Source organism: Micromonospora sp. KC723, from assembly GCF_004348595.1.
In the GTDB taxonomy this organism is placed as follows: Bacteria; Actinomycetota; Actinomycetes; order Mycobacteriales; family Micromonosporaceae; genus Micromonospora.
In genome coordinates this window covers 1-12123 of record NZ_SMKD01000153.1, presented here as the reverse complement: position 1 = coordinate 12123, position 12123 = coordinate 1, and the positions used below count along the sequence as shown (strand labels likewise).

Here is a 12123-nt window from a genome sequence, read left to right as displayed (position 1 = left end):
CCCGGCGCAGGTGGAAGATCACCGTCGGGTCCAGGTCGCCGCTGCGGGTGCCCATGACGAGGCCTTCCAGCGGCGACATGCCCATCGAGGTGGCCACGCTGCGACCGCCGTCGACGGCGCAGGCACTCGCTCCGTTGCCCAGGTGCAGGGTGATGGTGCGCAGCTCGGCGTACGGCCGGTCCAGCAGCTCGGCGGTGCGCTTCGAGACGTACGCGTGGGAGGTGCCGTGGAAGCCGTACCGGCGGATGCCGTACCGCTCGGCGGTGTCCCGCTCGATGGCGTAGGTGGCGGCGGCCTCGGGCAGGGTGTGGTGGAACGCGGTGTCGAAGACGGCGACCTGCGGGACGTCCGGCAGCGCCCGGCGGGCCACCTCGATCCCGGCCAGGTTCGCCGGGTTGTGCAGCGGCGCGAGCGGGACGAGATCGGCGATGGCGGCGAAGACCTCGTCGTCGACCAGCACCGGCTGGCTGAACCGTCGTCCGCCGTGCACCACCCGGTGCCCCACCGCCCGCAACCCGGTGAGGTCGAGGCGGTCCAGGATCCCGCGTACGGCGGCGGCGTGGTCGGCCGGCCCGCCGCCCGGCTCACCGACCCGTTCCACGGTGCCCCGGTCGCGGATGGTCTCGCCGTCGTAGAGCCGGTACTTCACCGACGACGACCCGCAGTTGAGCACCAGCACCCGGTCGGTCACGAGGCCTCCTCCGGCGACCCGGCCGCCTGGATGGCGGTGATCGCCACGGTGTTGACGATGTCGGCGACGGTCGCGCCCCGGGACAGGTCGTTGACCGGTCGGCGCAGGCCCTGCATGACCGGGCCGACCGCCACCGCGCCCGCCGACCGCTGTACCGCCTTGTACGTGTTGTTGCCGGTGTTCAGGTCCGGGAAGACGAAGACCGTGGCCCGTCCCGCCACCGGGCTGTCCGGCAGTTTCGTGGCCGCGACCTGCGGGTCGATCGCCGCGTCGTACTGGATCGGCCCCTCCACGAGCAGGTCCGGCCGGCGCTCGCGGACGATCTTGGTGGCCGCCGCGACCTTCTCCACGTCCGCCCCGAAGCCCGAGTCGCCGGTCGAGTACGACAGCATGGCCACCCGGGGCTCGATGCCGAACCGGGCCGCCGTGTCGGCCGAAGAGATCGCGATGTCGGCGAGCTGGGCGGCGTCCGGGTCGGGGTTGACCGCGCAGTCGCCGTAGACCAGCACCCGGTCGGCGAGCAGCATGAAGAAGACGCTGGAGGCCACCGACACCCCCGGCACCGTGCGGATGATCTCGAACGCCGGGCGGATGGTGGCGGCCGTGGTGTGGGTGGACCCGGAGACCATGCCGTCGGCGTGCCCGGCGGCCACCATCATGGTGCCGAAGTAGTTCGGCTGCGCCACGATGTCGTGCGCCGACTCGACGGTGACGCCCCGGTGGGCGCGCAGCGCCGCGTACTGCTCGGCGAAGCCGTCCCGCCACCCGCTGGTCGCCGGGTCCACCACCTCGACGCCGGTGAGGTCGACACCCAGTTCCCGGGTGCGCCGGGCGACGTCGTCGGGACGACCGAGCAGGGTCAGCTCGGCCACCCCCCGGCGGAGCAGGATCTCCGCCGCGCGCAGGATCCGCTCCTCGGTCCCCTCGGGCAGCACCAGCCGGCGGCGGGTGGCCCGCGCCCGGTCGATCAGGTCGTACTCGAACATCAGCGGGGTGACCCGCGCGGAGCGGCTGACCCGCAGCCGGCGGGCCAGGTCGACGGTGTCCACGTTCTGTTCGAAGGCGCCGAGGGCGGCCTCCACCTTGCGCGGGTTGGCCGGGCTGGGGCGACCCTCGATCCGGCTGGACGCCTCGACCGTGTGGTAGCTGTCGCCGGGCACCGAGAGCACCGCGAACCCGGTGTTGAGCCCCTCGACCAGGCGCATCACCCGGGGGTCGGGCGGCTCACCGAGGGTGAGCACCACCCCGGCCAGCGGGACCTGCCCGGCGACGTGCGCGGCGCTCGCCGCGACCAGCAGGTCCGCCCGGTCGCCCGGGGTGATGACCAGCGCCCCCTCGGTCAGGTGGTCCAGCAGGATCGGCACGTGCGCCGCGCCGACCACGTAGTCGAGCACGTCCCGGCCGAGCGCGGCGTCGTCCCCGGCCAGCAGGGTGGCGCCGAGCGCCGTGGCCACCTCGGCCACCGTCGGCGCCGACACCGCCGGCACCTCCGGGATGGCGTACGCGGGGACCGGCAGCTCGGGCAGGCTCATCGGCCCGGGAACCCGGTTGGCGACCACCGCCAGCACCGTCGCGCCCAGGTCCACCAGATCGTGGTACGCGCCGCGCGCCGTCGCCGCGACCGTCTCGGCGGACTGCCCGAAGCCGTCCACCACCGGGACCACCACGCTGCCGAACTCGGTGGCGAGCCGGGCGTTGAAGGCCAGTTCGCGGGGGCCCGCGCCGTCACCGCCGTCGGCGAAGTCGCTGCCCACCACGACCACGGCCGGGCAGCGCCGTTCGAGGTCCCGGTACCGTTCGACGATCCGGGAGATCAGCTCCTCCCGGCGACCGTCGGCGGCCAGCGCGGCGGCCTCGGCGTAGCTGACGCCGGTCAGGGCCCGCTGCGGCAGGTCGATCCGGTACCGGTCGGTGAGCAGGGCGAGGATCGGATCCGGCGCGGCGTCCCTGACCAGCGGCCGGAACACGCCGATCCGTTCGACCTGCCGGGAGAGGAGTTCCGCGAGGCCCAGGGCGATGGTGGACTTACCTCCGCCGGACCCCACGCTGGTCAGGTAGACGCTGCGGGCCACGCCCCCACCCTAGGAGATCACCGCCCGCACCGAGCGAAACCCACCCCCACCGGGGAAGGGGTGGGGCGGTTTACTCGTCGTCGGGGTCGTCGAGGCGGGCGAGATAGGTGGCGAGGCGCTCGATCGGGGTCTCGAACTCGGGGTTGAGGTCGACGAAGTCGCGCAGGCGTTCGGCCAGCCACTCGATGCTGACCTGTTCGTCGCCCCGACGCTCGACCAGTTCCTCGATGCCACGGTCGGTGAAGTACACGGTGTTCCTCTCGCGAATGGGGCCGCCGGACGAGGACCGGGGCAGCGCCGTCACGCGGACGGCGCTGCCCCGGTCTCGTCGGTGCGGTCAGGTCACGGGCGGGGGAGCGCCGCCTCGATCAGCGCGGTCTGCTCGACCTCGTGCATCTTGGCAGATCCGACCGCCGGGGCCGCGGCGGCCGGGCGGGAGATCCGCCGCAGTCGCACGTCGGCCAGGTGCTCCAGCAGGTTGAGCGCGACGAACGACCAGGCGCCCTGGTTGGCCGGCTCCTCCTGCACCCAGGCGAAGTCCTCGGCGTTCGGGTACGCCGCCAGCGCCGCCCGGATCTCCTCCACCGGCATCGGGTAGAGCTGCTCGATCCGGATGATCGCGGTGTCGGTGACTCCCCGCTCCTGCCGGGCCTGGAACAGGTCGTAGTAGACCTTGCCCGAGCAGAGCAACACCCGCTTGACCTGCTCTGGCGCCGGGGTGGCCGGGTCGGTCAGCACCGGGGCGAAGGTGCCGGTGGTGAAGTCCTCGACCGGGGAGACGCAGAGCTTGTGCCGCAGCAGCGACTTCGGCGTGAACACCACCAGCGGCTTGCGCTTCGGCGACAGGGCCTGGCGGCGCAGCAGGTGGAAGTAGTTCGCCGGGGTGGTCGGGATCGCCACGCGCATGTTGTCCTCGGCGCAGAGCTGCAGGAACCGCTCCGGGCGACCGGAGGTGTGGTCCGGGCCCTGGCCCTCGTGCCCGTGCGGCAGCAGCAGGGTGACGGCGGAGCGCTGGCCCCACTTGACCTCGCCGGAGGAGACGAACTCGTCGATCACCGACTGGGCGCCGTTGACGAAGTCACCGAACTGGGCCTCCCAGCAGACCAGAGCGTTGACGTTCTCCACCGAGTAGCCGTACTCGAAGCCCATCGCGGCGTACTCGCTGAGCAGCGAGTCGTGCACGAAGAAGCGGGACCGCTCGCCGTCGCCGGTGAGCGACTTCAGCGGCAGGTAGTCGTCGCCGGTCTTCGAGTCGACGATCGAGGCGTGCCGCTGGACGAAGGTGCCACGGCGGGAGTCCTGACCGGCGAGCCGGACGGTGACCCCGTCGTGCAGCAGCGCGCCGAACGCGATGATCTCGCCGAAGCCCCAGTCGATGCCGCCCTCGATGGACATCTTGTGCCGCCGGTCGAGCAACTGCTGGATCCGCTTGTGCGGGGTGAAGCCCTCCGGCAGGTTCACGTGTGCCTCGCCGATCGCCTTGATGACCGCGGCGTCGGTGGCGGTCTCGACCTGCGGCTCCGGCTCGTCCTCGCGGCGCGGGCGGCTGAGCTGGCGCGGCGTGGTGGCGGCGTCGCGGGTGGCCTTGAACACCCGCTCCAGCTGCGACTGGTAGTCGCGCAGCAGCTCCTCCGCGTCCTCCACGGTGATGTCACCCCGCCCGATCAGCTCCTCGGTGTAGAGCTTGCGCACCGAGCGCTTCGAGTCGATGATCTTGTACATCTGGGGGTTGGACATCGACGGGTCGTCGCCCTCGTTGTGCCCGCGCCGCCGGTAGCAGACCAGGTCGATGACGACGTCCTTGTTGAACGTCTGGCGGTACTCGAAGGCCAACCGGGCGACCCGGACGACGGCCTCGGGGTCGTCGCCGTTGACGTGGAAGATCGGCGCCTGGATCATCCGGGCCACGTCGGTGCTGTAGAGGCTGGAGCGGGAGTACTCCGGTGCCGTGGTGAAGCCGACCTGGTTGTTGACCACGACGTGCACGGTGCCGCCGGTGCGGTAGCCGCGCAGCTGGGACAGGTTCAGCGTCTCGGCCACCACGCCCTGGCCGGCGAAGGCGGCGTCTCCGTGCACCGCCAGCGGCAGCACGGTGTAGCCCTCCAGCTTCAGGTCGATCCGGTCCTGCTTGGCCCGGACGATGCCCTCCAGCACCGGGTCGACGGCCTCCAGGTGCGACGGGTTCGCCACCACCGAGACCTTCACCGAGTGGTCGCCGTCCGGGGTGGTGAACTTGCCGTTCTGGCCGAGGTGGTACTTCACGTCGCCGGAGCCCTGCGTCGAGCGCGGGTCCAGGTGGCCCTCGAACTCGGAGAAGATCTTCTCGTACGGCTTGCCGACGATGTTGGCCAGCACGTTCAGCCGGCCCCGGTGGGCCATGCCGATGACGACCTCGTCCAGCCCGCCCTCGGCGGAGGCCTCCAGGACCTCGCCCAGCAGCGGGATCAGCGACTCGCCGCCCTCCAGCGAGAAGCGCTTCTGGCCCACGTACTTGGTCTGCAGGAAGGTCTCGAACGCCTCGGCGGCGTTGAGCCGGTTGAGCACGTGCTTCTGCTCGTCGGCCGGCGGCTTCTCGTACTTGCGCTCGATCCGCTCCTGGATCCAGCGCCGCTCCTCCGGGTCCTGGATGTGCATGTACTCGATGCCGACCCGGCGGCAGTACGAGTCGCGCAGCACGCCGAGGATCTCGCGCAGCTTCATCCGCTGCCTGCCGGCGAAACCGTTGACCGGGAAGGTGCGGTCGAGGTCCCACAGGGTCAGCCCGTGCTGGAGGACGTCCAGGTCCGGGTGCTTGCGGATCTTGAACTCGAGCGGGTCGGTGTCGGCCATCAGGTGGCCGCGCACCCGGTACGCGTGGATCAGCTCGTGCACCCGCGCGGTCTTGTTGATCTGGCCCTCGGAGTCGACGGCCACGTCCCGCATCCAGCGCACCGGCTCGTAGGGGATGCGCAGCGAGGTGAAGATCTGGTCGTAGAAGCCGCGCTCACCGAGCAGCAGCTCGTGCATCACCTTCAGGAACTCGCCGGACTGCGCGCCCTGGATGATCCGGTGGTCGTAGGTGCTGGTCAGTGTGATGATCTTGCTGACCGCCAGCTCGGCCAGGGTCGCCTCGCTCATGCCCTGGTACGGCGCCGGGTACTCCATGGCGCCGACGCCGATGATGGCGCTCTGCCCCTGCATCAGGCGCGGGATCGAGTGGACCGTGCCGATGCCGCCCGGGTTGGTCAGCGAGATGGTGGTGCCGGTGTAGTCGTCCATGGTCAGCTCGTTGCGGCGGGCCCGCCGGACCACGTCCTCGTACGCCTGCCAGAACTGCCGGAAGTCCATCTGCTCACAGGCCTTGATGGACGGGACCACCAGGTTGCGGGAGCCGTCCGGCTTGGCCAGGTCGATGGCGATGCCCAGGTTGACGTGCTCCGGGCGGACCAGCGCCGGCTTGCCGTCGACCTCGGCGTAGGAGTTGTTCATCTCCGGGTGCTCGACCAGCGCCCGGACCATCGCGTACCCGATCAGGTGGGTGAAGCTGACCTTGCCGCCCCGCCCCCGGGCGAGGTGGTTGTTGATCACGATGCGGTTGTCGACCAGGAGCTTGGCCGGGACCGCCCGGACGCTGGTCGCGGTCGGCACGGACAGCGAGGCGTCCATGTTCTGCACGATCTTCGCGGCGATGCCGCGCAGCGGGGTGGTGCCGGCGGCGCTCGCCGTCGGGGCCTTCGCGGCCGGCTTGTCCGCGACCGCCTTCGCCGGAGCCGGCTTGGCGGCGGGCTTCGACTCGGCGGCCGGCTTCGGTTCGGCGGCGGGCTTCGGCGGGGCCGGCGGCTTCGCGGCCGGCGTGGTCACGGCGGCCTCCTGCTGGCCCGCCGGCTTCGCGACCGGCTTCGCCGGGGCCTTCTCCTCAGCCGGACGGGATGTCCCGGCACCCGGGGCCGGCCGGTAGTCGGCGAAGAAGTCGTGCCAGGCCGAGTCGACGCTCGAGGGGTCGGCGAGGTAGCGCTGGTACATCTCCTCGACGATCCACTCGTTCGGGCCGAAACCCGCCAGTGGGTTCTCCTGCGAAGTCTGCTGCGTCGACACGGCCGGTAATCGCCTCTTTCACGCGGGTTGAATGTCACGCGGTGACACCCGTGCCCGAGTCGGGGCGCACGGGGGACGGGTCCCAGGCTACGCCGTACGAACGGCGCAAGCATTTCCGCCTCCGACGGGTGGCCCGTTTCACAGAAGATGCCAGAAGTTCAGCAAACGCTGCGTGTCCCGTCGACTCCTGCTAGGCGCGACAACCCCGGACGGTGGCGTCGCTGTCACCGTCCGGGGTCGCGTCGATCGAGTGGTCAGGAGATGTCGCGCCGCCGGGTGATCAGGACGCCCGCCACGCCGCTGGCGAGGGCGTACCCGACCAGCACCAGCGCACCCACCCACCAGGCGGGGAGCATCTCCGACTCGCCGCCGCTGACCATGATGCTGGAGGCGGCGGCCGGCCAGACCACCTGCCACTTCATCACCGCCATGTTGTCCAGCCAGTTGGCCAGCAGGAAGAACAGGACCCCCACCACCTGGGTGCCGAGCAGGTAGACCACCGACGCCGTGATCACCGCGCCGAGCTGGTTGGTGATCAGGGTGCCGATGCCCACCCCGAGGACGGTCCAGATCGCGTACGCCAGCAGGTTGAGCAGCAGCGCCCGCTGCACCTCCCACTCACCGAGCTGCGTCCCGTGGTCGTTGAGGGCCAGCACCGTCGCCCCGGCGGCCAGGTCGATGACCGTGGTGACCAGCCAGAACCCGAAACCCAGCAGCGAGGCGGCGATCAGCTTGCTGACGATCACCGAGGTGCGGCGCGGAGTGGACAGGAACGTCGTGGTCGCGGTCTGGTGGAAGAACTCGTTGGTGACCATGAGGATGCCGATGAGCATCACGAACATCAGCCCGAGGTACTGGCCGGAGGTGTAGAGGTTGGCCGCCTGCGCGGCCGGGGTGGCGGGGATCCCGCCGGCCTCCGCGGTCTCGGGGTTGCCGCTGAGCGAGCTGACGGCGAGCCAGGTGTTGATCGCGAAGGCCAGGGCGAGCGACAGGAACGCTCCGAGGGCCAGCAGCCACCAGGCGTTGGTGGTACGGATCTTGAGCAGTTCGGATCGGACCAGGTTCATCGGATGCCCGCCTTCCCGGCCGTGAGCTCCAGGAAGACCCGTTCCAGGTCGGGTCGTTCGGTGGTGAGTTCGTGCAGTTCCACGCCGGCGGCCAGCGCGACCCGCCCGACGGTCGGGGCGTCCGCCCCGTCGACCAGCAGGACGCCGTGCTCACCGGCGGTGACCGTGGCCGACTGCGCCTTCAGCGCGGCGGTCAGCTCCTCGACCTGCGGGGTGCGCACCCGCACCCGGACGCCCTGGGTCATCGACCCGATCACCTGGTCGACCGGGCCCTGCCGGACCAGTTGGCCGGCTGCGATGATCACCACATCGTCGGCCAGCAGCTGCATCTCGGAGAGCAGGTGGCTGGAGACCAGCACCGTTCGGCCCTCCTGGGCGAGGTTCTTGAGGAAGCCGCGCATCCAGCGGATGCCCTCCGGGTCCAGACCGTTGGCCGGCTCGTCCAGGATCAGCACCCCGGGGTCACCCAGCATCGCCGCGGCGATGCCGAGCCGTTGCTTCATGCCCAGCGAGTAGCCCTTGAACTTGCGCTTCGCGGCGGGGGTCAGCCCAACCATCGCCAGCACCTCGTCGGCCCGCCGCTTCGGCAACCCGGCCGCCGCGCAGATCACCCGCAGGTGGTTGATCCCGGTGCGGCCCTTGTGCGCGCTGGACGCCTCCAGCACCGCGCCCACGTGCCGCAGCGGATCGGTCAGGTCGGCGTACCGCCGGCCGCCGATGGTGGCCGTGCCGCTGGTGGGGGTCACCAGGTTGAGCAGCATGCGCAGGGTGGTGGTCTTGCCGGCGCCGTTCGGGCCGAGGAAGCCGGTCACCCGACCGGGTTCGACGGTGAAGGACAGGTCGTCGACCGCCCGGACGTTCTTGTACTGCTTGGTCAGTCCGGACACGACTATCTGGCCGGTGCTGGGGCTCCACTGCCCGTCGGACATCGTTCTCCTCCCGTGCGGCGGCGCGTCACGCGCCGCGGTGCGCGGCGCCGTTGCCCAGGCGCCGCCGCCAGCCTGCCAAGCGGGGGCAATCCGCGCCATCAGACGCACTCGCTACTCCGGCATCCCTCCCGGGCGGGATGCCGTCATCCTCAGGGACGAGCCGTCGGCTCCGGCGGCACCGCGACCCAGGTGGCCCGGGCCCGCCCGAGCAGCGCACCGGTGGGACCGTACAGGCTGGTCTCCACCACGGCCTTGCGCCCCGCGACATCGACCGCCGCGCCCGTGACCACGCACTCGTCACCCGGTGCGGGCAGCGCGTCGACCACGGCGGCGATCCGGCCGAGGACGTACGGCCGCCCGGGGGCGAGCACCGCCCAGCCGCCGGGGCAGTCCAGCGCCGCCCAGACCGTGGCCGGGACGACCGGAGCGGGCACCCGGAACGGCGCGGCGGTCCGGCCGTCCGGGAGTCGGCCGGGAAAGATCCGCAACCCGTCCGCCCGGTCAGGGCCGCAGACGTAGCAGCCGGGGAAGGGGTGGTCCCGCAGACCCGGGTACGCGGCGGCGGCCGTCGCCGCCGTCGCCGAATCCACCGGGGGCACCGCCGGGGGCGGGTCTCCGGCCGGCCGGACCTGGGCGACGAGCCGCCCGTCCGGATCAAGGACGTCGCCCTCGGCCATGCGCAGCGGGGTGTCCAGCGGCGGCGGGCGGCGCAGGGTCACCTCGACCGGGCGGTCCGTGCCGTACGCGGCGGCGAAGATCCCGGCGCTCCATCCGCCGTTGCCCGAGCCGGGCGGGCCGTTGAACCGGGAGTCGATGATCATTGGCACTCCTCCGTGCGCCCGGCGTCCGCGCCGGTCCGTCCGGGCAGCGTCGCACGTCCGGCCGGGCCCTGACGCGGCGCCCGGTGGCCGGCCGGTGCCGCCGGGCGCGCGAACCGTCGGAAGGCCTGGTCGCCCCGTTCGTGCCCGGGTCGGGGCCGACCGCCGACCGGCGTTCACCGGATTGACACCCGTCACCGGGAGGGCGGCAACCCCGGGCACCTACACAGGAGTCATGGCCGTTCTGCACGCCGCTGGCGCACCCCTGACGACCAGCGGATACACCCTGCTGATCGCCGACGACCCGATCCAGGTCGCGGCCGCGCAACGCCTGCGTCACCAGGTCTTCGCCACCGAACTCGGCGCGACCCTGCGACCCGCCGCGGATGGACGTGACGTCGACGACCTCGACGCCCACTGCGACCACCTGATCGTGCGCGAGGAGCGCACCGGCGCGGTGGTCGGGACGTACCGGTTGCTGCCTCCGGGCCGCACCGACCGCCGGTACGCCGAAGGCGAGTTCGAACTGACCGCGCTCGACCCGCTCCGTGACGTGCTGGTCGAGGCGGGCCGCTCCTGCGTCCACCCCGACCACCGCTCCGGCGCGGTGATCAACCTGATGTGGGCCGGCATCACCCGCTACCTGCACCTGCGTGGCTCCCGCTGGCTCGGTGGCTGCGCCTCGGTGCCGGTGGCCGACGGCGGCCGGGCCGCCGCCGAGGCGTGGGCGTTGGCCCGCGCGAAGCACCTGTCGCCACCCCTGCTGCGGGTCCGTCCCCGCCGGCCCTGGTTCGCCGAGGCGGGGGCGGCACGGCCGGACACCGCGACCGGAGGCGCCGCCGGGAGCGCGCTGATTCCGCCGCTGCTGCGCGGTTACCTCCGGCTCGGGGCGTGGATCGCCGGCGAACCCGCGTACGACCCGGACTTCGCGGTGGCCGACTTCTACGTGCTCTTCTCCCTGGACCGGATGAACCCGCGCTACCTGCGGCACTTCCTCGGCGGGGCCGAGGGGTGAGCGCCGTGCTGTGGCGGCCGGTCTCCGGCTGCGGGCCGGTCTGCCTGCCGGCCCCGGGCGAGGTGCCCGCCGTACCGGTGGCGCTGCGGGTGGCCCGGCTGCTGGGCGTACTCGGGATGATGCTGGTCGGGGCGGGCCTGGTCGGTCTGCTGCCGGCGCTACCGGCGGCGGAGCGGGCCGCCGTGGTGCGGGGCTGGGCGCGGGGCACGGCCCGCGTCCTCGGGGTCAGGCTGGAGGTGCGGGGCCGCCCGCCGCGCCGGCCGGCGCTGCTGGTCGCCAACCACGTCTCGTGGCTGGACGTGTTCGCGGTGCTGGCGGTGACGCCGGCCCGGCTGCTGGCCAAGAGCGAGGTCCGTCGCTGGCCGCTGGTCGGGCGGCTGGCCCGCGCGGCCGGCGCGCTCTTCGTCGACCGGGCCCGTCCCAGGGACCTGCCGGCGACGGTCGACCGGATCGCCGCGACGCTGCGTCGAGGCAGCCCGGTGGCGGTCTTCCCCGAAGGTACGACCTGGTGCGGCGCCTCCGGAGCGGTCGGCTGCCGCCCGGGGCGCGGGTTCCGCCCGGCCGCCTTCCAGGCGGCGATCGACGCCGGGGTGCCGGTGGTGCCGGTCCGGATCGGCTACCGGTGTGCCGCCACCGGCGCGGACACCACCGCGGCGGCCTTCGTCGGTGACGAGACCCTCTGGCGGTCGGTACGCCGGGTGCTCGCCGCCCGTGACCTGGTGCTGACGGTGCGGGTGGCGGCGGCGCTGCACCCGTCCCGGGACGCCGACCGGCGGGCCTTGGCCCGGGCCGCCGAGTCGGCGGTCCACCTGCTCCCGGCGAAGGAGGGGCTCGGCCTGGCGGCATGACGCCGCCCCGGCACACGACACTGCTGTGCTGTCGCGATGTATCGCGTTACGCTCTCCTCCTGAGCGACGTCATCCCCGCGTCGCCCACGAGGAGAGGGGCCGCCATGACCAGCTGGACGGTCCACGAGCCGCAGCGGTTCACCGTGGACGCCCCCGTCGCCGTGCGGTACGACGTGCAGGAGCGGCTGTGAGCGCCGTGTTCGGTCACGGGCGTCTCCGGCTCTACCTGCTCAAGCTCCTCGACGCCGGGCCGAAGCACGGCTACGAGCTGATCCGCCTGCTGGAGGAGCGCTTCCTCGGCCTGTACGCCCCGAGCGCCGGCACCATCTACCCCCGGCTGCAACGGCTGGAGGTGGAGGGGCTGGTCACCCATGCGGCGGTCGGTGGCCGCAAGATCTACGAGATCACCGAGACGGGCCGCGCCGAGCTGCGGCGGCGCGCCGACGAGTTGGCCGCGTTGGAGTCCGACATCACCGCCTCGGTGCAGGACCTCTCCACCCTCGCCGGCGACGTCCGGACCGAGGTACGTGGCTCGGCGCACGACCTCCAGCGCGAGCTGCGCGCGGCGACCCGGCGGACCCGGCAGGCCCGTTGGGAGCGGCCCACCCC

Annotated in this window: 10 protein-coding genes; 3 read left to right on the top strand and 7 right to left on the bottom strand. The window is 72.5% G+C overall.

Annotation, left to right across the window (positions count from 1 at the left end; all coding sequences use genetic code 11):
• From E1165_RS24610 to E1165_RS24580, 7 genes are all read right to left on the bottom strand, one after another.
• On the bottom strand, positions 1-691 hold a 691-nt coding region (locus E1165_RS24610), incomplete at its 3' end, for an acetate/propionate family kinase (RefSeq protein ID WP_371687397.1).
• Positions 688-2763 carry a phosphate acetyltransferase gene (pta, locus tag E1165_RS24605; RefSeq protein WP_132394119.1) on the bottom strand — a complete coding sequence of 692 codons (2076 nt, stop codon included), beginning with the start codon at positions 2761-2763 and terminating at the stop codon, positions 688-690. The genes pta and E1165_RS24610, both read right to left, overlap by 4 nt.
• A 70-nt stretch (positions 2764-2833) precedes the next feature.
• Positions 2834-3013: a DUF6104 family protein gene (locus E1165_RS24600; protein WP_132184910.1), complete on the bottom strand. Its 180-nt coding sequence runs from the start codon at positions 3011-3013 to the stop codon at positions 2834-2836.
• Between the two features lie 92 nt (positions 3014-3105).
• Positions 3106-6837 (bottom strand): multifunctional oxoglutarate decarboxylase/oxoglutarate dehydrogenase thiamine pyrophosphate-binding subunit/dihydrolipoyllysine-residue succinyltransferase subunit, encoded by a 3732-nt coding sequence (locus E1165_RS24595; RefSeq protein WP_132394118.1) that lies wholly within the window; start codon positions 6835-6837, stop codon positions 3106-3108.
• Positions 6838-7091: 254 nt separating this feature from the next.
• Positions 7092-7904: an ABC transporter permease gene (locus E1165_RS24590; protein WP_132394117.1), complete on the bottom strand. Its 813-nt coding sequence runs from the start codon at positions 7902-7904 to the stop codon at positions 7092-7094.
• Positions 7901-8833, bottom strand: coding sequence for an ATP-binding cassette domain-containing protein (locus E1165_RS24585; RefSeq protein ID WP_132394116.1), 933 nt, complete (start codon positions 8831-8833; stop codon positions 7901-7903). The genes E1165_RS24590 and E1165_RS24585 overlap by 4 nt, the downstream gene beginning before the upstream one ends.
• Before the next feature lie 149 nt (positions 8834-8982).
• Positions 8983-9654 carry a hypothetical protein gene (locus E1165_RS24580; protein WP_132394115.1) on the bottom strand — a complete coding sequence of 224 codons (672 nt, stop codon included), beginning with the start codon at positions 9652-9654 and terminating at the stop codon, positions 8983-8985.
• Between the two features lie 232 nt (positions 9655-9886).
• Here E1165_RS24580 and E1165_RS24575 point away from each other — a divergent pair, with 232 nt between their 5' ends.
• The 3 genes from E1165_RS24575 to E1165_RS24565 all read left to right on the top strand — a co-directional run.
• Positions 9887-10666, top strand: a complete 780-nt coding sequence (locus E1165_RS24575; RefSeq protein WP_132394114.1) for a GNAT family N-acetyltransferase — start codon at positions 9887-9889, stop codon at positions 10664-10666.
• A complete protein-coding gene (locus tag E1165_RS24570; protein WP_132394113.1) occupies positions 10663-11514 on the top strand; it encodes a 1-acyl-sn-glycerol-3-phosphate acyltransferase in 852 nt (283 codons plus the stop codon). The genes E1165_RS24575 and E1165_RS24570 overlap by 4 nt, the downstream gene beginning before the upstream one ends.
• 187 nt (positions 11515-11701) lie before the next feature.
• Positions 11702-12123, top strand: a 422-nt coding sequence (locus E1165_RS24565; protein ID WP_132394112.1) for a PadR family transcriptional regulator, incomplete at its 3' end; no start/stop codon positions are given.